Below are 18394 nucleotides of genomic sequence, written 5' to 3'. Positions count from 1 at the left end.
GGCGCATGTCCGGGCCGCTCACCGGTCACCGGCCATAGACTCGGCTGCGTGCTCGACCTCCCTCCCCTCGCCCGGTTCGGCGACCGCGTCGCGACCGGTCTCCTCGATGTCACCAGCGATCCCGCGGCGCTCGACTCCACCGGCTTCTGGGCCGTCTGCGCGGACTACGAGGGGCGTCTGACCTGCGCCCGCTTCGGCGACGTACGGGAGGAGCCCGTGCCCGTTCCCGTGCCGGGCCGGTGGCGGGGCCCGGCGGCCGCTGACTGGACGTCCTCGCTCGACCGCGCCGCGTACACGGCGGGCGTGCGGCGGATCCGCGAGCACATCGCGGCCGGCGAGGTCTACCAGGTGAACCTCTGCCGCGTGCTGTCCGCGCCGATCGCGTCCGACGCAGATGTGGACGCCCTGACCGCCGTGCTGGCGCGCGGCAACCCGGCCCCGTACGCAGGAACGATCCGCCTGCCGGAGCACGGCGTCGAGACGGCCACCGCGTCCCCCGAGCTGTTCCTGCGCCGTGCCGGCCGCGTCGTCGAGTCCGGTCCGATCAAGGGAACGGCGACCACCGAGGCGGAGTTCCTGGAGAAGGACCACGCCGAGAACGTGATGATCGTGGACCTCGTCCGCAACGACCTCGGGCGGGTCTGCACCACCGGCAGCGTGACCGTCCCCGACCTGTGCGCCGTCGAGAAGCACCCCGGCCTGGTCCACCTCGTGTCCACGGTCCGCGGGGAACTGCGCCCGGACGCCGGCTGGCCCGAACTGCTCGCCGCCACGTTCCCGGCGGGGTCGATCACCGGCGCCCCCAAGTCGAGCTCCCTGCGGATCATCGACGCCCTGGAGAGCGCGCCCCGCGGTCCCTACTGCGGCGCGATCGGCTGGGTCGACGCGGACCGGCGGGTGGGCCAGCTGGCCGTCGGCATCCGCACCTTCTGGATCGACCGCACCGCCGACGGCGCGGCCGTGCTGCGCTTCGGCGCTGGAGCGGGCATCACCTGGGGCTCCGACCCCGAGGGCGAGTGGCGCGAGACCGAGCTGAAGGCCGCCCGGCTGCTCGCGGTAGCGTCGGGGGAGTACCAGGACACGGGATCGCATTGACCCCCGCGTGCCGTGCCCGTCCGGGGCGCGCCCCGTCCGGGGGGCGCCTCCGGCGCGGAGCCCGGCCGGGCACACTCGTCGGACGACGCTTCCACCACCATCTTGCGAGGTATGACCAGTGAAGCTCTGGCTCGACGGCAGGCTGCAGGACCTCGAGTCCGCCCGCGTCTCCGTCCTCGACCACGGACTGACCGTCGGCGACGGCGTCTTCGAGACCGTCAAGGCCACGCACGGGCGGCCGTTCGCGCTGAGCCGCCATCTCGACCGGCTCACCCGCTCGGCGCGCGGCCTGGGCCTCGCGGACCCCGACCTGGACGAGGTCCGCCGCGCCTGCGCCGCCGTGCTGGAGGCCAACCCCATGCCTCTCGGCCGTCTGCGGATCACCTACACCGGCGGTCACGGGCCGCTCGGCTCCGACCGCGGCGACGCGGGCCCGACCCTCGTCGTCGCCCTCGGCGCGGCCGCCCGGCGCCCCGACTCCACCGCCGTGATCACCGTGCCCTGGACCCGCAACGAGCGCGGAGCACTGGCCGGTCTCAAGACCACCTCGTACGCCGAGAACGTCGTCGCGCTCGCCCGGGCCTCCCGACAGGGCGCCTCCGAGGCGCTGTTCGCCAACACGGTCGGACAGCTCTGCGAGGGCACCGGGTCCAACGTCTTCGTCGTCCTCGACGGCGAGATCCACACCCCGCCGCTGTCCTCCGGCTGCCTCGCGGGCGTCACCCGTGCGCTCACCGCGGAGTGGACCGGGGCCAAGGAGAGCGACCTTCCGCTGGACGTCCTGGAGCACGCGGAGGAGGTGTTCCTCACCTCCACGCTGCGGGACGTCCAGGCCGTCCACCGGGTCGACGGCCGTGAACTGCCGGGCGCGCCGGGACCGGTGACCGCCAAGGCCATGCGGATCTTCGACGAGCGGTCCGGCGACGACCTGGATCCCTGATCCCCGAGAGCCCCGTCGGGGACCGGTGGGGACCGGCGGGGCGGGCAATATGGGATGACGCAAGCGCACCGGCCGGGTAGAACACCCCTGATGACCACGACCCTGCGGCCGACCGAGCCGCTTCAGCGCGCGACCGACGGGACGCGCTCCCGCCGGTACCAGGTGTGTGTGAACGGCCGCCCCGTGGGCGCGATCCACCTCGGCACCTCTCCCGTCTTCGGCGAGTCGGTGGCCCGGATCCTGGACCTGCGCATCGAGGGGCCGGACCGGCGCCGCGGGCGGGGCACGGTGGCCGCGCTCGCCGCGGAAGAGGTGGCGCGCGGCTGGGGCTGCCGCCGGATCGAGGCCGGCGTGCCCGGGGACGCGGAGGCGGCGCTGCGGCTCACGCACACGCTCGGTTACGTCCTCCGCAACCGGGGCATGCGGAAGCGGCTCGGCGACACCCCGCCCGAGCTGCCCCCCGGCAGCGGCGCGCGGCCCATGACCCGGGCCGAGTACGACGCGTGGCAGACGACCCAGGCGGAGCACTACGCGCGCACCTGGACGGAACGGGGCGTGCCGGAGGCCGAGGCGTACGCCAGGGCCCGCCGCGACCACGAGCGGTTCCTGCCGCAGGGGCTCGCCACCGGGAACATGTGGTTCAGCGTCCTGGAGCACGAGGGGACGCGGGTGGGCACCCTGTGGACGGGGCTGCGCGAGGAGGGCGCCCACGTCTTCTACGTCGAGGCCGATCCGGCTCACCGCGGCCGGGGACACGGGCGCACGCTCATGCTGCTGGCGGAGATCCAGACGATCGCCGCCGGCCGCCGTGTCCTCGGGCTCAACGTGTTCGCGGGGAACACCCCGGCCGAGCGGCTGTACGAGTCGCTCGGGTACGAGACGACCGAGTACATGCTCTACAAGCCGCTGGTGTGACAGCCGGACGGCGCCGGGAGCAGGCCGGCGCCGGGAGCGGGAGGGCGCGGTCCAGGGAGGGCGCCGGGAGCGGGAAGGCGCGGTCCCGGGAGGTCAGACCTCCCGCTCGGCCAGCAGCCGGTCCGCGATCGCCTCGATGCGCTCGCGCAGCCCTTCCTGGCTCCTGCCGCCGTCGAGGCGCTCGCCCCCGATGACGTACGTCGGGGTGCCGGTGACACCGATCGCCTTCCCCTCGGCCACATCGGCGTCGACGACCAGGATGTGCCGGCCGTCGATCAGTGCCGTGTCGAACTCCTCGGCGTCAAGGCCCAGTTCGCCGGCCACCTCGACGAGGAGCGCCTCCCCCTTCCGGTCCAGTTCCCCGACCCGCCCGAGCACGGCCTCGATGTACGCCCAGCCCCGGCCCTGCTCCAGCGCCTCCTCGGCGGCCTGCGCGGCGGCGAAGGCGTGCCGGTGCTTGTCGAGCGGGAAGTGGCGCAGCCGCAGCTCCAGCCGGTCGCCGTACCGGGCGCGCAGCGCGCGCAGGTCGTCGAGGGTGCTGCGGCAGTCGGGACACTGCAGCTCGCACCACACCTCCAGAACGGGGGCGGTGGGCGCGGGGGAGGAGTCACTCATGGTCACCAGTCTCCCAGCATCGGCGGGGTGCCCCGAACATGCCCCCGCGGCCGGGGTGGAGGGGCGGCCGGGTCCCGTGGTGTCAGGGGTGCAGGCGGGCCCACACCCTGGGGAGGAGCCGACCCGGAGATGTCCCTGATGTCCGGTCCGGCCGTGGCACACCGGGTGCGGGGCGGTGCAGGATGGAAGGGACGAACCCGCCTGCCCGACCGACCGCCGCCTGGAGGACCGGATGATCGCCGAGACAGTCTGCTCCGCAGTCTCCGCGGCCGGCCTCGGCATCGCCGCGGTCACGGCCTATCGCAAGCGATTCCTCGCGGCGGCCCGCATCGCCGCGTACGCGCTCGTGCCCGTCGGGCTGGTGATGACGGGGGCCGTGGGCTGGCTGGCCGACACCGCGTTCAGCCCCACCGCGTGGGCGGGCTTCGGTGTGCTGGGCGCCGCCTGGCTCCTGTTCGCGGCCACGCGGGCCGTGGAGCGCCGGGGCGGCGGGACCCGCAAGGAGCGCAGGGCGGCGAAGGCCGCACAGCGCCGGCAGGAGGCCCCCTCGGCCTCCGGGCCCGCGCTGGACGCCGGGGGCACCGGGGACAGGAGGGCGATCGGGCCCACGGCCCCGCCCCGGAAGACCGAGGGCCCGGACGACTTCAGCGACATCGAGGCCATCCTCAAGAAGCACGGCATATGACGCTTGAAACGGCACAGCGGTCGGACCACGACGCCCGATGATCACAGGGGCGCACACCGAGATCATCTTCGTTCCGCACGGGGCGGATATTGGCGAACTCCCTGACATTCCGGGCGTGTTGATCGCGTAGCGGGTGCCGGCTGCGCCATCATCGCCGCGAGATGCTGGACAGAACCCAGAGTGACACCGTTGCTCCTCCCGAGGAGCGCCGGGGTTGTCTCTTCGCGCTTTCCCAGCCACCGCTGATGATCTTCCTTGCGGTGATCGGCTGTCTGCTGCTCATGGCATCACTGCACGACCTGCTGCTGCTCTGAGCCGTATGCGGAGCCCCTGGCGTCACCCGCCGAGGGCTCCGTCAGCCCCGCCACCGCATCGCGACGCGCCGTTCCCCCGGTCGCGGCCGGCCGCCCCGCTCGGGGTGCGCCCGGTCGTCCCCGCTCCGCATCCCCGTCGGCGTCCGTGCCGTCGCCGCCCGTCCCCCCACGGCTCGCCGCTCAGCCCGCCGCTTCCTTCCGGCGCGCCCGGTACGCGGCCACATGGAGGCGGTTGCCGCAGGTGCGGCTGTCGCAGTAGCGGCGGGAACGATTGCGGGACAGGTCCACGAAGGCGCGCCGGCAGTCGGGCGCCTCGCAGCGGCGCAGTCGCTCCTGCTCCCCGGCCACCACGAAGAACGCCAGCGCCATCCCGCAGTCCGCGGCGATGTGATCGGCGAGGGAGGCGCCCGGCGCGAAGTAGTGCACGTGCCAGTCGTAGCCGTCGTGGTCGGTCAGCCGGGGAGTGGTCCCCGCCGCCGCCACCAGCTCGTTGATCAGCCCGGCCGCGGTGCGGGCGTCCGCCGCGGCGAAGACCGCGGCGAACCGCCCGCGGATCTTGCGCACCGCCGAGAGGTCGAACTCCGACAGAACGCCGACGTCGCTCAGATGGTGGCTGCGCGCGAAGGCGTGGAGGGCGGCGACGTCCGGGAGGGCGTCCGGCTCGTCGCCCTCGGGCGCGGTGTTCACCAGATCCACCACGAGGTCGAGCGCGAACCGGGTGTCGTGGGTGATCAGCACGTTTCGCTCCCTGGCCTGAAGGTCGGGCGGGCGCCCGCCGATGCTGGCCGAGCCTAGCGGCTCGCCGCCGCCGGGGGGCCGCCGCAGCCCGAGACGGGGACACCCGGTGACGACCGCGACGATTTCAGGTCACCGCCGTCGCCCGCGTTCGTCACGCGGGGAATCGTCGATATCACTCTCCGTGCATGTCTGAGCGCCGCCTCCGCGTGGGCTCGCGGCGACGGCGCCCGGGTGTGCCGTATGCGGTTGTCCTGGCCCGAGCCGTCTCCCCGAGTGGACGGCGCCGGGCGGCTTGCTGTCTCGCGCTAGCTCTCCGCCAGGATGTGGGAGAGCTCCGTGTCGAGATCGAAATGGCGGTGCTCCGTGCCGGGGGGCACGGCCGCGTCCGTCCGCTTCAGGAAGGACTCCAGGGCCCGCGCCGGGGCCTCGAGCAGGGCCTCGCCCTCCGGAGAGCTGAGGGCGATGCAGACCACGCCCTGGCCGTGACTGCGGGACGGCCAGACGCGGACGTCACCGGTCCCTGTGGGCCGGTGCAGACCCTCCGCGAGGAGGTCGCGGGCGAACACCCACTCGACCGTCTCCTCGGCTCCGGTATGGAAGGTGGCGTGCACGGCATAGGGATCGGCCGTGTCATACCGCAGTCCCGCGGGTACAGGCAGTGAGGACTCGCTCGACACAACGAGGCGCAGGTGCAGCTCGCAGCTGACCGTGGTGTTCATAAGCGCCAAGGCCTTTCGCTCAGTGTGCGCTCGGGGATTCGCACGTCGGCGAAATCGACATGCCACCTACGGTGCCGTTGTAAACCCCTCTGAGCGTTTTGCCTGTCTTTACGTAGCTCTTCCGGCCGAGATGCGGTTCGGGCGGTACGACCATTCCGGTGACCGGTTTCTCTCCGGTAGGTTGGAGGTTATGAATACGGGGAGTGACGAGCGGGGCGAGATCGCCGTGGCCGCGCAGGAACCGGAAGGCGAGCGGGCGCTCGGTTCCCGGGCGCCGGAATTCGTCAAGGCGCGGCGGGCGCTGCATCTGAGCTGGCAGGTGGGCGTCTTCGTGGTCGGCCTCGCGGTCGTCGCCGGCGGCGTGGTGATGCTGCCCCTGCCGGGCCCGGGCTGGCTGGTGATCTTCGCCGGCATGGCGATCTGGGCGACCGAGTTCGTCTGGGCCCAGCTGGTGCTCCGATGGACGAAGCGCAAGGTCACGGAGGCGGCCCAGCGCGCGCTCGACCCCGCGGTGCGCCGCCGCAACCTCATCCTGACGGCGGTCGGCGTGGCGATCACGGCCGTCCTCGTCGGGGTCTACATCTGGAAGTTCGGCCTCGCGATGCCCTGGAACATCGAGGACCAGTGATCCGGTCCGCGGTCGGAGGCACCCCCTGACATGGGGTAACCTTCTTCCTGCGCCCGGGCGATTAGCTCAGCGGGAGAGCGCTTCGTTCACACCGAAGAGGTCACTGGTTCGATCCCAGTATCGCCCACAGCACCGAGGGCGGCGTGTGCTCGCGAACGACGCGGGCCACGCCGCCCTCGTCGTATGCCAGCCCCAGCCCCAGCCCCCGCCGTCGCGGTCCGGCGGCCGTGTGCGCCGCGCCGGGCCGTCGTGGCGATCCGGACCGGCTGCCGCGGCCGTGCACCGCCGGCCGACGCCCCGGCCGCCGGGTGGAGGGGCGGTTCGCGCCCACCGCCCGGAGGCGGGGTCGCGTCGCGGTACCCGAAGGGCGCCGCCCGCGGCGACGGGCCGGGGCACCCGGCGGATCCGGTCCACGCTCTGGCGGACGGCTGCCCGCCGCGGGACGGGGCAGCCCCCCGTGCTCCGCGCCGGCTGACGCGCGCAACGGATTCTCGGGATTGTCTCGCGTTTTGGGAGACGCTTCAGACGCGCCGGCGGTGGAAATGCGCCGGACGTATTCCAGAACGCCGCTGGATTTCTTCGGACTACGGCGGCAGTGGTCGCCGGCGAGCCCCAAGTCGCAGGTCCAAGGGGGAATTCGTGCCCCGGAGTGCGGGCGGCGCGGTTCGCGAGCCCGAACCCGGCGCTGCCGGGGGCGGACGCCGCGAGCGGTCTCAGCGCATCCGTCCCAGCGCCTCTCGTACCCGCCGGGCGTCACGGATCCGTTGTTCATAGGTCGCGCCGACCGCGAGGAGCAGCAGCCCGGCGACTGCGGGAGGCACCCATCGGGGGAGCATGCCCGCCAACTGCACAAGGTACGGGGCGAGTTCGTGCAGCGCGTCCAGCACCAGGACGCCGCCGCCGAGGACGAGCGGAGCCTGCAGGCGGTGCCGGGCGCCCAGCAGCGTGAGGGCGAGCGCGACGGCGCCCAGCAGCAGCGGGCGCGGCCGGTCCGCGTCGCCCCAGGCCGTCAGCAGGCTCGGCACGAGGGTCGCCGACAGCCCCGGTCCGTACGCCGTCCAGGACGACACCAGGGGGTCGCGCCGCCGCCGGACGAACCCCACGGCCAGCGCAGGCACCGTCACCGCCAGGGCGTACGCCTCCGGGGCGCCCACCGACCAGCACGCGAGCCGCACCCAGGCGGCCGACACGAACAGCGCCGCGGCCGCGTACCCGGCTCCTCGGCGGTCCGCGCGCAGGGCGGTGCCCGCGGCGATCACCCCGCACAGGGCCAGTACGAGGGCCAGCACCGGTCCGTCGGTGACGGCCAGCCCGATGGCCACCAGCCCGGAGAGAGCGCCCACGGCCTCGACCGGAACCGCCGCCTCGGGCACCCGCGCCGCGAGCACGGCCGCGGCGGCCGGAACGGCCAGAACCAGCAACGCGATGTGCGGGGCCGGCAGTCCGGCGACGGCACCCACGGCACAGGCCAGGCCGGTCGCGGCCGCCAGCGAGGCGCTCGCACAGACCGCGGTCAGCCGCCCGCGCACGGCGGCGACCGCCAAGAGCGCCGTCAGCGCGGCCGGCACCGCCACGGTGGCGCCCCGGGAGGGGAGGGAGAGGAGAGCGAGACCGGCCGCGGTGAGGAGGGACAGGGGCAGGGCGGTGGCGGACACCGGTGTCCGACGCGCGTACGCCGCCACGGCCAGCATCGCCGCCGCCGTCAGTCCCTGCGCGAACAGCCCCGCCGCGTAAGGCAGTTCCAGTGTGGCCGGGAGGACGAGCGCGCCCGCCCACGCCAGGGCCACCGCCCCGGCGGCGGCCTGCGCGCACCAGGCCGTGGCGGTGCGGGAGACGCCGGCCGCCACCGCTGCGACGACCGTGAGCACCAGTGCCGCGGTGGCGGCGTGGGGCGGCCAGGGCGCGTCCACCGTCACCGCGGCGCGCATGTCCTGCGGAGCCCCGGACCAGATCCGTGCGGTCCAGCCGAACGGCCCCAGCAGCGCGACGGCGACCACGGGCAGCGCCCACGCCACCGCCAGGGCCTGCACGGCGCCCGAGGCCCGGGCGAAGCCGCGGCGCACGGGCTCCGGCACCGGTCCGCGCATCGCCGCGAGCAGCGCCACCCCGCACACCAGATAGCCGGGTACCGCCCACGCGCCGGACAGCGCCGCGCGCGGAACGCCCCCGGCGGCCGCCACCAGGAGCAGTCCGCCGGTCAGCGCGGTACCGGTGGCCAGGGCCGGCCCGGGGGCCCGCCACGCCACTCCCAGCGCGATCGCCGCCGCGAGGACCAGGAGCGCCGCCGCACGGGCGGCGGCGCTCGGGCCGGTGGCCTCCCAGGAGAGCCGGCCGGCCGCCAGTACGCCCCATCCGCCCGTCCAGTACGCGCCGACGGCGGCGGTGACGCGTACCGACGTCAGCGGCGTGCGGAGCGCGACCACCGTGTCGGCCGCGGCGGTCAGCAGCAGCGCGGCCGTGAGCGTGTGCGGACCCGCACCGGCCGCCACCGCCCCCAGCGGAAGCGGGAGTTGGGCGGCCGCGAGCGCGGCGGGCAGGGGGACGCGCAGGGCGCCGAGCCCCCTGCCGTACCCCCACCACACCCCGGCCAGGACCGCCGCGGCGCCGGCCGCGTAGCCCGTGCCGCCCGCTTCCGGCAGCGCGACCTCGTGCAGGGCGTAGGCATCGAGCACCGTCAGCGCCAGGCCGAGGCCCGCCACCGCCTCCGCGGTCGAGCGCAGACGGCGCCCCACGAGCGGGACGGGCGCGCCCAGGGCCGCCGCCGTCACCGCACCGAGCACCAGCGACCGCCCGGCGATCCCCAGACGGCCCCAGCTGAGCAGTGTGAACGCGATCGCGGCGATGGTCAGCAGGATGCCGCCGAGGACGAGGAGCACGTTCTGCACACCGGGTGCGGTGGCCTCCGGCCGGCGCGGGGGCATGGGGACGGGCGGCGCGACGGGCGGCTGGAGCGCGCCGATCACCACGGCGCGCCGTGCCAGCAACTGGGCCCGGCGGGCGTCGAGTCGCTGCAGCTCGGCATCGAGGAGCCGCAACTCCTCGGCCGGGGGCGGGAGGTGGGTCATGCCCGGAAGCGTGGCGGGCGTCGCGCCGCAGGGCATGAGTGCGGGTACTCATGACCGTACTCAGATGCCGTGCGGTGCCGCTTCCCGCGGGCAGACTCTGCCCATGGACTGGAACCGGTACCGCTTCTGCAGCCTGTGGCCCCTGCCCGCGCCACCCGGCGAGGTGTACGCCGTGCTGGAGCGGGTGGAGGACTATCCCCGCTGGTGGCCGCAGGTGCGCGAGGTGCACCGGACCGACGGCGTGACGGGCACCGTCCGCGTCCGCTCCGTCCTGCCCTACGACCTTGCCTTCACCGCCCGTGAGACGCGGCGTGATCCGGCGGCCGGGGTACTGGAGATCTCGACGAGCGGCGACATCGACGGCTGGGCCCGCTGGACGGTCGGCGCGGCCGGTGCGGGCAGCCTCGTGCGCTACGAGCAGACGGCCGAGGTGCGCAAGCCGCTGCTGCGCCGGCTCGCCGTGCCGGGAAGGCCGGTCTTCCGCGTCAACCACCGGCTGATGATGCGGGCGGGGCGGCGCGGACTGGTGGCCCATCTGGAAGCGGTTTGAAGCAGACCCGCCGGGACCTGTATTGTTCAGTGCGTTCCCGGGCGATTAGCTCAGTGGGAGAGCGCTTCGTTCACACCGAAGAGGCCACTGGTTCGAACCCAGTATCGCCCACCCGGAGAAGACCGGTCCGTCATCAACGGGCCGGTTTTCGCATGCCGGGAGGCATGGCCGGGGGCATGCCCGGCGCCATCCGGCCACGTTCAGGCCGCGGCCGGCAGCTCCGGACGCAGCGGCCACGCCGGATCCACCGGCTCCTCCGCGCCGGCCCGCGCGAACCACGCCTGCAGCCCGCGTGCCTGCGCCGCGTGCCACACCGCCTGCAGGGTGTGCAGTTGCGCCGGCGTCAGCCGCTCCAGACGGGGTGCGAAGCGGCGTCCCACCGCCCGTACGACCTCCAGCGCGGCCAGCGCGTCCGCCGCCGCGTCGTGCGCGTCCTCCAGCACGACCCCGTAGTGCGCGCACAGGTCGGTGAGCGTACGCCGGCCCTTGCGGTAGCGGTCCAGATGTTTGTCCAGGACCCTCGGGTCGAGCACGCACAGCGGCGCCGAGGAGAACCACCGATCCAGCGAGGACGCCCGGTGCCGGCGCAACTCCCGGTCCAGGAGCGTCAGATCGAACGGCGCGTTCATCACCACCAGCGGCCGGCCCCGCGCGGCCTGCGCGCCGAGCTCCCTGGCTATCTCCTCCATCACCGGCGACGGCCAGCGGCCGTTGCGCTGCAGATGCTCCTCCGTCAGCCCGTGCACCGCCGTCGCCTCCGCGGACACCGGCACCCCCGGGTTCACCAGCCAGCGGCTCACCCGCGGCCGGGTGCCCGGGGCGTCCTGGACGACGACGGCGGCCGACACGATCCGGTCGGTCTCGACGTCCACGCCCGTGGTCTCCGTGTCGAACGCGGCCAGAGGGCCCTCGTACCAGCACGTCATACGCACCCAACTCCTCGTTCACCTTCGGCAGTTGACAACCGTCTTCTGCCCTGTTTGGTGATACCCGGGCTGTTTGCGCTGTACGCCGGAAGGACACAACACGAGTACGGGTCTTTGCAGTTCAGCGACCCGAAGCGGCGATCCACCGGAACGGGAAGGCTGTTGGCCATGGCGATAGCGCAGCCCGAGCGGGGCGGGCTGCTGCCCGAACGGACGGCACCCCATCGCGGCACACTCGCCGTCACCGCCTGCATGGAGACGCTGCAGGTCGGCTATCTGCACGCGGTCGCCGCCGCGGCCGGCTGCTCGCTGTCGCAGCCCTTCCCGGACAACGGCATCGACTGGCACGTCAGCCACAGCGCTCCCGGCCACACGGTCGACGACGAGGTCACGATCAAGGTGCAGCTCAAGTGCACCTACCAGATCCGGCCGAACCCCCCGGGCCGCTTCTTCTCCTTCACGCTGGACAACGAGCACCTGGCGAAGCTCGCCCGCACCCCCGTCTCGGTGCACAAGATCCTCGTCGTGATGATCGTCCCGCGGTCGCAGGACCAATGGCTGCGGGCCGGCCACGACCGCCTCGACCTGCGGCACTGCTGCTACTGGATCAACCTCGCCGGACACCCCGTCACGGGGCGGCGCCGCACCACCGTGCGCATCCCGACCTCGCGCATCTTCGACGACCGCGCGCTCTGCGAGATCATGACCCGGGTCGGAACGGGAGGCAGACCGTGACGCACCGTCCCGTCGGCGAACCGGTCCGCGCGGTCCGGCCGCACCCGGCCGAGCCGCCGTGGCACCGGCCGCCCAGCGCCGACCAGGTCGATCCCGCCGTGCTCAGCGCCCTGCTGCACCGCCATGGCTGGCAGCGCCGCGGGGGTGCCCCCGGGCGCTACGGCCGCTGGACCCCGCCGGGGCCCGGTGGCGGGACGAGCCTGCTGGTGCCCGAGAGCCGGTCCTTCCCCGACAGCGACGACCTGCTCGGTGAGGCCCTCGTCGCCCTGTACCGCAGCGGCTCTCCCTCGGCCCGCGACGTACTGGTCGGACTCGCCGTGCCCAGCGACGAGATCCACTGGTGGCGGGATGTGCCCGCGTCCGCGGTGGGCACGGCGCCCTGGGACGTCGAGGACCAGCTGCGCACCGCGGCCCGCCGGATGCTGCTGGCGGGCGCGCTCGCCACACGGGCACGAGCCGGCTACTACGGCGTCCGGCACCGCGGGCCCGCCGCCGCGTCCCTGGAGAACGTCCTGGTCGGCGCCGCGCCCGGCGGCCGCCGGCTGACCGCCTTCGTGCCCGTCCCCACGGGCCGGCCGCTCGCCGTGCGCCTGCACCAGGCGCTGTTCGCGGCCCGGGAGGCGGTCGACTACCGGCGGGCCACCGGGGGCATGGACGCCTTCGACGCGGCCGTCGGTGCGGGCGTGAGCCACGAGCTGACCGAGGCGCTCGTGGCCCTGGTGCGCGGGTCCGAAGGCGCCAGGATCGCCGTGGAGTGGGCGCCCGCCGCCGGTGTCCCCGAGGACTGCGCGACGCCCGCGGAGCCGGTCGAGTTCTCGCCCGGCGACCTGCCCGCGCTGCGCGAGGCCGGCGCCCGCTATCTGCGCGAGGAGCCGTCCGTGCCGGTGCGGATCACCGGGGCCGTGGTCCGCATGCGCCGGTCGGGGCCCCGCGGCGAGGGCGATGTCCGGCTGCGGGTCATCGCCGGGGCCGAGGTCTCCCATGTGCGGATGACGCTGGACGAGGACGCCTACCGGATCGCGGGCCACGCCCACCTGGTCGGGCTGCCGGTGCGGGTGCACGGGCGGCTGGAGAGCCGGGGCGGCTTCCGGCGGCTCGTGGGTCCCTCCGGGGTGGCGCCGGTGCAGGTCGACGACGCCGAGCGGGACCGGCTGATGAAGTCGCTCCAGGACGACCTGGACTTCTTCGAGGAGGCGTGCGGCGGCGAGTGACGTCGCCGTTTCGCGGGGGGCGGCCCCCGGTCGGTACGATCCCAGTCATGCGCGCGCTCCAGGTATGGCGCCGCATCCACCAGCAGTCAGGAGAGACCGGTGTCAGACGTCCGTGTGATCATCCAACGCGATTCCGAGCGGGAAGAGCGCGTGGTGACGACGGGCACTACGGCCGCCGACCTCTTCGCCGGCGAGCGCTCGATCATCGCCGCGCGCGTGGCCGGCGAGCTGAAGGACCTCGGCTACGCGGTGAAGGACGGTGAGACCGTCGAGGGCGTCGAGCTCTCCTCCGACGACGGCCTCAACATTCTGCGCCACTCCACGGCGCATGTGATGGCCCAGGCCGTGCAGGAGATCTTCCCCGAGGCGAAGCTGGGCATCGGCCCGCCGGTCAAGGACGGCTTCTACTACGACTTCGACGTGGACAGGCCGTTCACGCCCGAGGACCTCAAGGCCGTCGAGAAGAAGATGCAGGAGATCCAGAAGCGCGGCCAGCGCTTCGCGCGCCGCGTCGTCACCGACGAGGCCGCCCGCGAGGAACTGGCGGACGAGCCGTACAAGCTGGAGCTGATCGGCCTGAAGGGCTCGGCCTCCAGCGAGGACGGCGCGGACGTCGAGGTGGGCGCAGGCGAGCTGACGATCTACGACAACCTGGACGCCAAGACCGGCGAGCTGTGCTGGAAGGACCTCTGCCGCGGTCCGCACCTGCCCTCCACCCGCGCCATCCCGGCGTTCAAACTGATGCGCAACGCGGCCGCCTACTGGCGCGGCAGCGAGAAGAACCCGATGCTCCAGCGCATCTACGGCACCGCCTGGCCGTCCAAGGACGAGCTGAAGGCGTACCTGGACTTCCTCGCCGAGGCCGAGAAGCGCGACCACCGCAAGCTCGGCGCCGAGCTGGACCTGTTCTCGATCCCGGAGCAGATCGGCTCCGGCCTCGCCGTCTTCCATCCGAGGGGCGGCATCGTCCGCCGGGTGATGGAGGACTACTCGCGGCGCCGCCACGAGGAAGAGGGCTACGAGTTCGTCTACACCCCGCACGCGACCAAGGGGAAGCTCTTCGAGACCTCGGGCCACCTGGACTGGTACGCCGACGGCATGTACCCGCCCATGCAGCTCGACGAGGGCGTGGACTACTACCTCAAGCCCATGAACTGCCCGATGCACAACCTGATCTTCGACGCGCGCGGCCGCTCCTACCGCGAACTGCCGCTGCGCCTGTTCGAGTTCGGGACCGTGTACCGGTACGAGAAGTCGGGTGTCGTGCACGGCCTGACCCGCGCCCGCGGCTTCACCCAGGACGACGCGCACATCTACTGCACGCGCGAGCAGATGGCCGACGAGCTCGACAGGACGCTCACCTTCGTGCTGAACCTGCTGCGCGACTACGGCCTCACGGACTTCTACCTGGAGCTGTCCACCAAGGACCCGGAGAAGTTCGTCGGCTCGGACGAGGCGTGGGAGGAGGCCACCGAGACGCTGCGCCAGGTCGCCGAGAAGCAGGGCCTCCCGCTGGTTCCCGACCCGGGCGGCGCGGCCTTCTACGGCCCGAAGATCTCGGTCCAGGCGAAGGACGCGATCGGCCGCACCTGGCAGATGTCGACGGTCCAGCTCGACTTCAACCTGCCGGAGCGCTTCAACCTCGAGTACACGGGTCCGGACGGCTCCAAGCAGCGCCCGGTCATGATCCACCGGGCCCTCTTCGGCTCGATCGAGCGGTTCTTCGCGGTGCTCCTGGAGCACTACGCGGGCGCGTTCCCGGCGTGGCTGGCCCCGGTGCAGGCGGTCGGCATCCCGATCGGCGACTCCCATGTGGAGTACCTGGAGAAGTTCGCCGCGGCGGCCCGGAGGAAGGGCCTGCGCGTCGAGGTCGACTCCTCCTCGGACCGGATGCAGAAGAAGATCCGCAACGCCCAGAAGCAGAAGGTGCCCTTCATGGTCATCGCGGGCGACGAGGACATGTCGGGAGGGTCGGTCTCGTTCCGCTACCGGGACGGCTCGCAGGAGAACGGCATCCCGTTCGACGAGGCCATCGCGAAGATCGTGAAGGTCGTCGAGGAGCGGGCCCAGGTCTGATCCGTACGGGTCCGCACGGGACGGAGGGGCCCCTCGGAGTCTCAGCTCCTCGGGGGCCCCTGGTCGTCCCTGCGTGCGAAGCGCTGCATCAGCCACGACGAGAACGAGCCCGTCACCGCGCCCAGCAGGGCGACGCCGCAGCCCATCAGGGCCACGGCGACCACGCGTCCCACCACCGTCACCGGGACGGCGTCGCCGTAGCCCACGGTGCTCAGGGTGGAGGCCGCCCACCACAGCGAGTCGCCGAAGGTGCGGATCGACGCGCCCGGCACCGTGTGCTCGTGCTGGTACACCACGAGTGCGGCGGCGAAGCCGAGCAGCCCCACCGACATGCCCGCGTACAGGATCACCCGCGCCTGCAGGGACATCACGGGATGCCCCTGGCGGCGCTCCAGCAGGGCGTCGTAGACCCGCACGATGCGCACCGGCCGCAGCAGGGGCAGCAGCACCACCAGCGAGTCCAGCCAGTTGCGGCGGACGAAGCGCAGCCCCTGGCCGCTCAGCCGCCAGCGCACCGTGTAGTCGACGACGAACAGCGTCCAGGTCGCGGCCGTCACCGCCAGGCACAGATCGCGCGCGGGCCCGGGCAGGCCGGGCGCCAGGACCCGCACCGCGTACGAGGCCAGATAGAGGAGGGAGGCCGCTCCGAGCGGGGGTCCCAGGTGCCTCTCCCAGCGTGCCGTGCGGCTGCCGTCGTCCATCGGCCCAGCTTCGCTCCGGACGGTTCGGCCCGGGCCCCGCCGACACGCCGCGAACGGGCGAAGCCATATGCTGCACTGCATGACGAGTGAGCCGGAGCAGCAGATCGGAGTGGGGACGCAGGACGCGTTCCAGCGCCTGTGGACGCCCCACCGGATGGCCTACATCCAGGGCGAGAACAAGCCGACCGGTCCCGGAGCCGGCGACGGCTGCCCGTTCTGCTCGATCCCGGCCAAGTCCGACGAGGACGGGCTGATCGTCAAGCGCGGCGAGCAGGTGTACGCCGTCCTCAACCTGTACCCGTACAACGGCGGGCACCTGATGGTCGTGCCCTACCGCCACGTCGCCGACTACACCGACCTGACGGGGCCGGAGACCGCGGAACTCGCCGAGCTGACCAAGCAGGCCATGACCGCGCTGCGCAGCGCCTCGGGGGCCCACGGATTCAACATCGGCATGAACCAGGGCGGGGTGGCCGGCGCGGGCATCGCCGCCCATCTGCACCAGCACATCGTGCCGCGCTGGGGCGGCGACACGAACTTCATGCCGGTGGTCGGCCACACGAAGGTACTGCCGCAACTGCTGGCCGACACCCGGACGATGCTGGCGGATGCCTGGCCGAAGGACCTGAGCAGGCCGGACCCCTCCTGACCGCCGCAGGCCCCCGGGCGCCGGGCCCTCCGGCGCCCGGGGACGATGCCGTCCAGGCCGGCGGCGCGGTCCGGGAGCGCAAGCCCCCGGAGGCGGCCACCCACCGCCGGAGGCCCTAAGCGTCGTACACGTCCGCCTTCCGCGGCGACACGTCCTGCACCTGTGTGCTGAGGAACGACGACCGCGTGCCGAACTTCTCCGTGTCCACGCCGTTCTCCTTCAGCACCCGGATCGCCGCCGCGTGCACGACCCGCAGCACCGGCGTGGCCGCGCGCAGCGCGTCGTCCGCCATGAAGCGGTGGCGCCACGGCTGGTCCGCCCAGGCGTGGCGCAGGCCGAACGGCTCGGGCAGGGTCAGCGAGCCGCCGAGCCAGTTCAGGAGCGGCGGGTATCCGGTGAGCGGGGCCCGGACCGCGAGCCGTACCACCTCGTCCGTGTCGACCAGCGGGAGCTTCACCTCACGGGTCTCCCAGAACCTGACCGACTTCTGCACCTTCTTGGTCGGCGCCGACGGCTTCGTCGTGAACAGCGCGTTCACGGGTCCCAGGGCGTGCCCGGTGACCTCGATGCGCAGCGTCTCGTGCAGGACCGTCACCGTGATCATCATGGTGATGATGAGCTGGCCGTCCCAGAGGGTCCACTGGACGCCCAGGTAGTGCCGCTCACCGCTGCCGAACTGCTGCTTGTTGCAGATCTCCTGTATGGCGTGCGACTTGATCTGGTACGCGTCCACGTCGGTGCCCGAGGGGCGGGAGACCTCCTTCGCGTTCTCACCGATCGGGCTGACGATCCAGTGCTTGATCGACGGGGTCGGGAAACCGCCGGTGTTCAGCGGGCCGCGCTCCAGCATGCGCAACTGGTCGTGGATGGCCTTGATCACGTCCCAGCTGCGGAAGGGGTGGATCTCCTTGTCCGGATCCCGTGGCACCAGGTCCTCGGCGAGCTGCCAGCTGCCCCAGCGCGTGCCCATGCCGAGGATGCCCTTGGGGCCCGCGTAGAAGACGGAGTTGGACTGCTGCTCGGCGCTGAGCCGGGCGAGTGCCTGGCGCAGCCGCTCGGCGGCGGTCTCGCCGGGACTGCCGGGCACGGCCTCGGGGATCTTCGCGCCGAGGCCGCCGCCCGCGAGCAGGCTGTCCCAGCGGTCGCGCAGGTCCTTCGCCGTGCGCTCGCAGATCTGCTTCGCCCAGAACCAGCCGACGACCGGCATGACGACCGCCGCGCGCGCGTACCACGCCCAGAAACCCGTGAACGGCATGCGGATCAGGAAGATCACGGCCAGTGCGCCCACGGCGACCAGCAGGGTCGTGGCGAGGGCGGGGGCGCGCTTGTCGTCGCGCTTGGTGATGGTGGCGCGGATCTGGAAGACCAGCAGCCACACCAGCAGCCCCGGCAGGAACAGGACCCCGCACAGCACCGTCACGGCCGACAGCCAGTTGTCGCGCTCCCTGCGGATGCGGTGGGCGGCCAGGCAGTGCTCCACGACCACCTGCGGCTCGGTGCCGAAGGACTGGATGAGCGCCTTGCGGCCGGCGCCCAGCATGCGGTCCCGCACCGCCAGCGAGAACGCCTCGCCGAGGTTCGGCCGGAAGATCTTCGCCCACGGGCGGCCGGAGCTGACGGCCGACTGGTGCCATTCGTTGTCCGCGTCGAGGATCGTCTCGACCTTCGCGTCCCGGTAGGCCGCCGAGGCCAGGGCGTAGGTCGCCGCCGTCTGGCCCGCGGAGCCCGAAAGGGGCACCTGGGCCCCGGGGCTGAAATCGAATCCGTCCGTCACTGCCGCCCCCATCGCCGCCGAACCCGCTCCTGCGGCCTTCCCGACTTCCTTGCTCCGC

General features: G+C 73.2%; 18 protein-coding genes and 2 tRNA genes. 13 read left to right on the top strand and 7 right to left on the bottom strand.

Features of this window, described 5'->3' with window-relative positions; genetic code table 11:
• Positions 1-48 precede the first annotated feature (48 nt).
• The 3 genes from ACZ79I_RS06500 (at position 49) to ACZ79I_RS06490 (ending at position 2950) form a co-directional block, all read left to right on the top strand.
• Positions 49-1095, top strand: coding sequence for a chorismate-binding protein (locus ACZ79I_RS06500; protein ID WP_471494965.1), 1047 nt, complete (start codon positions 49-51; stop codon positions 1093-1095).
• Positions 1096-1213: 118 nt separating this feature from the next.
• Complete coding sequence (locus ACZ79I_RS06495; protein WP_471494963.1) at positions 1214-2035, top strand: aminotransferase class IV; 822 nt, start codon at positions 1214-1216, stop codon at positions 2033-2035.
• A gap of 90 nt (positions 2036-2125) precedes the next feature.
• A complete protein-coding gene (locus ACZ79I_RS06490) occupies positions 2126-2950 on the top strand; it encodes a GNAT family N-acetyltransferase (protein WP_471494961.1) in 825 nt (274 codons plus the stop codon).
• Positions 2951-3043: 93 nt separating this feature from the next.
• On the opposite strand, the gene ACZ79I_RS06485 is transcribed toward ACZ79I_RS06490, so the two are convergent.
• The gene (locus ACZ79I_RS06485) at positions 3044-3565 is read right to left on the bottom strand and encodes a DsbA family protein (protein ID WP_471494959.1); all 522 of its coding nucleotides are present in this window, start codon (positions 3563-3565) and stop codon (positions 3044-3046) included.
• Between the two features lie 232 nt (positions 3566-3797).
• On the opposite strand from ACZ79I_RS06485, the gene ACZ79I_RS06480 reads away from it, so the two are divergent.
• Both ACZ79I_RS06480 and ACZ79I_RS06475 read left to right on the top strand, forming a co-directional pair.
• Positions 3798-4250 (top strand): hypothetical protein, encoded by a 453-nt coding sequence (locus ACZ79I_RS06480; RefSeq protein ID WP_471494957.1) that lies wholly within the window; start codon positions 3798-3800, stop codon positions 4248-4250.
• A 161-nt stretch (positions 4251-4411) separates the two neighbouring features.
• The gene (locus ACZ79I_RS06475; protein ID WP_265559548.1) at positions 4412-4564 is read left to right on the top strand and encodes a hypothetical protein; all 153 of its coding nucleotides are present in this window, start codon (positions 4412-4414) and stop codon (positions 4562-4564) included.
• A 180-nt stretch (positions 4565-4744) separates the two neighbouring features.
• Here ACZ79I_RS06475 and ACZ79I_RS06470 read toward each other — a convergent pair whose 3' ends face one another.
• Both ACZ79I_RS06470 and ACZ79I_RS06465 read right to left on the bottom strand, forming a co-directional pair.
• Positions 4745-5302 (bottom strand): CGNR zinc finger domain-containing protein, encoded by a 558-nt coding sequence (locus ACZ79I_RS06470; protein ID WP_471494955.1) that lies wholly within the window; start codon positions 5300-5302, stop codon positions 4745-4747.
• 305 nt (positions 5303-5607) lie between these two features.
• Positions 5608-6021, bottom strand: a complete 414-nt coding sequence (locus ACZ79I_RS06465) for an SsgA family sporulation/cell division regulator (RefSeq protein ID WP_003959770.1) — start codon at positions 6019-6021, stop codon at positions 5608-5610.
• A 190-nt stretch (positions 6022-6211) separates the two neighbouring features.
• On the opposite strand from ACZ79I_RS06465, the gene ACZ79I_RS06460 reads away from it, so the two are divergent.
• Complete coding sequence (locus ACZ79I_RS06460) at positions 6212-6649, top strand: TIGR02611 family protein (protein ID WP_471494953.1); 438 nt, start codon at positions 6212-6214, stop codon at positions 6647-6649.
• Between the two features lie 55 nt (positions 6650-6704).
• A tRNA-Val gene (locus ACZ79I_RS06455) sits at positions 6705-6776 on the top strand.
• Positions 6777-7362: 586 nt separating this feature from the next.
• On the opposite strand, the gene ACZ79I_RS06450 is transcribed toward ACZ79I_RS06455, so the two are convergent.
• Entirely contained in the window at positions 7363-9750 is a 2388-nt protein-coding gene (locus ACZ79I_RS06450) for an SCO7613 C-terminal domain-containing membrane protein (protein WP_471494951.1), read from the bottom strand.
• A 67-nt stretch (positions 9751-9817) separates the two neighbouring features.
• On the opposite strand from ACZ79I_RS06450, the gene ACZ79I_RS06445 reads away from it, so the two are divergent.
• Together ACZ79I_RS06445 and ACZ79I_RS06440 are read left to right on the top strand one after the other, a co-directional pair.
• On the top strand, positions 9818-10264 hold the full coding sequence (locus ACZ79I_RS06445; protein WP_471494949.1) for an SRPBCC family protein: 447 nt from the start codon (positions 9818-9820) through the stop codon (positions 10262-10264).
• Positions 10265-10303: 39 nt separating this feature from the next.
• Positions 10304-10375, top strand: a tRNA-Val gene (locus tag ACZ79I_RS06440).
• Positions 10376-10464: 89 nt separating this feature from the next.
• Here ACZ79I_RS06440 and ACZ79I_RS06435 read toward each other — a convergent pair.
• Positions 10465-11190, bottom strand: coding sequence for an exonuclease domain-containing protein (locus tag ACZ79I_RS06435; RefSeq protein ID WP_471494947.1), 726 nt, complete (start codon positions 11188-11190; stop codon positions 10465-10467).
• Positions 11191-11358: 168 nt separating this feature from the next.
• Here ACZ79I_RS06435 and ACZ79I_RS06430 point away from each other — a divergent pair, with 168 nt between their 5' ends.
• The 3 genes from ACZ79I_RS06430 to thrS all read left to right on the top strand — a co-directional run bounded on the left by ACZ79I_RS06430 (position 11359) and on the right by thrS (position 15212).
• Positions 11359-11925, top strand: a complete 567-nt coding sequence (locus tag ACZ79I_RS06430; RefSeq protein WP_471494945.1) for a DUF4365 domain-containing protein — start codon at positions 11359-11361, stop codon at positions 11923-11925.
• Positions 11922-13136: a hypothetical protein gene (locus ACZ79I_RS06425; RefSeq protein ID WP_471494943.1), complete on the top strand. Its 1215-nt coding sequence runs from the start codon at positions 11922-11924 to the stop codon at positions 13134-13136. Before ACZ79I_RS06430 ends, ACZ79I_RS06425 begins: the two co-directional genes overlap by 4 nt.
• A 99-nt stretch (positions 13137-13235) precedes the next feature.
• Positions 13236-15212 carry a threonine--tRNA ligase gene (thrS, locus tag ACZ79I_RS06420; protein ID WP_471494941.1) on the top strand — a complete coding sequence of 659 codons (1977 nt, stop codon included), beginning with the start codon at positions 13236-13238 and terminating at the stop codon, positions 15210-15212.
• Between the two features lie 41 nt (positions 15213-15253).
• On the opposite strand, the gene ACZ79I_RS06415 is transcribed toward thrS, so the two are convergent.
• Complete coding sequence (locus ACZ79I_RS06415) at positions 15254-15913, bottom strand: potassium channel family protein (RefSeq protein ID WP_471494939.1); 660 nt, start codon at positions 15911-15913, stop codon at positions 15254-15256.
• Between the two features lie 67 nt (positions 15914-15980).
• Between ACZ79I_RS06415 and ACZ79I_RS06410 the strand changes: the two genes are divergently transcribed.
• On the top strand, positions 15981-16562 hold the full coding sequence (locus ACZ79I_RS06410; protein WP_471494937.1) for an HIT family protein: 582 nt from the start codon (positions 15981-15983) through the stop codon (positions 16560-16562).
• 115 nt (positions 16563-16677) lie between these two features.
• Here the strand turns inward: ACZ79I_RS06410 and ACZ79I_RS06405 are convergent, their stop codons facing one another.
• Entirely contained in the window at positions 16678-18348 is a 1671-nt protein-coding gene (locus ACZ79I_RS06405) for a hypothetical protein (protein WP_471494935.1), read from the bottom strand.
• Positions 18349-18394 lie beyond the last annotated feature (46 nt).

This window comes from Streptomyces sp. PSU-S4-23, from assembly GCF_055632315.1.
This window is presented reverse-complemented; position numbering and strand designations above follow the sequence as displayed.

Excerpts from the sequence above, each read along its gene's own strand:
- ACZ79I_RS06490 (WP_471494961.1), top strand. The coding sequence starts at position 2,126 with ATGACCACGACCCTGCGGCCGACCGAGCCGCTTCAGCGCGCGACCGAC.
- ACZ79I_RS06485 (WP_471494959.1), bottom strand. The coding sequence starts at position 3,565 with ATGAGTGACTCCTCCCCCGCGCCCACCGCCCCCGTTCTGGAGGTGTGG.
- ACZ79I_RS06480 (WP_471494957.1), top strand. The coding sequence starts at position 3,798 with ATGATCGCCGAGACAGTCTGCTCCGCAGTCTCCGCGGCCGGCCTCGGC.
- ACZ79I_RS06475 (WP_265559548.1), top strand. The coding sequence starts at position 4,412 with ATGCTGGACAGAACCCAGAGTGACACCGTTGCTCCTCCCGAGGAGCGC.
- ACZ79I_RS06465 (WP_003959770.1), bottom strand. The coding sequence starts at position 6,021 with ATGAACACCACGGTCAGCTGCGAGCTGCACCTGCGCCTCGTTGTGTCG.
- ACZ79I_RS06460 (WP_471494953.1), top strand. The coding sequence starts at position 6,212 with ATGAATACGGGGAGTGACGAGCGGGGCGAGATCGCCGTGGCCGCGCAG.
- ACZ79I_RS06450 (WP_471494951.1), bottom strand. The coding sequence starts at position 9,750 with ATGCCCTGCGGCGCGACGCCCGCCACGCTTCCGGGCATGACCCACCTC.
- ACZ79I_RS06445 (WP_471494949.1), top strand. The coding sequence starts at position 9,818 with ATGGACTGGAACCGGTACCGCTTCTGCAGCCTGTGGCCCCTGCCCGCG.
- ACZ79I_RS06435 (WP_471494947.1), bottom strand. The coding sequence starts at position 11,190 with ATGACGTGCTGGTACGAGGGCCCTCTGGCCGCGTTCGACACGGAGACC.
- ACZ79I_RS06430 (WP_471494945.1), top strand. The coding sequence starts at position 11,359 with ATGGCGATAGCGCAGCCCGAGCGGGGCGGGCTGCTGCCCGAACGGACG.
- ACZ79I_RS06415 (WP_471494939.1), bottom strand. The coding sequence starts at position 15,913 with ATGGACGACGGCAGCCGCACGGCACGCTGGGAGAGGCACCTGGGACCC.
- ACZ79I_RS06410 (WP_471494937.1), top strand. The coding sequence starts at position 15,981 with ATGCTGCACTGCATGACGAGTGAGCCGGAGCAGCAGATCGGAGTGGGG.
- ACZ79I_RS06405 (WP_471494935.1), bottom strand. The coding sequence starts at position 18,348 with ATGGGGGCGGCAGTGACGGACGGATTCGATTTCAGCCCCGGGGCCCAG.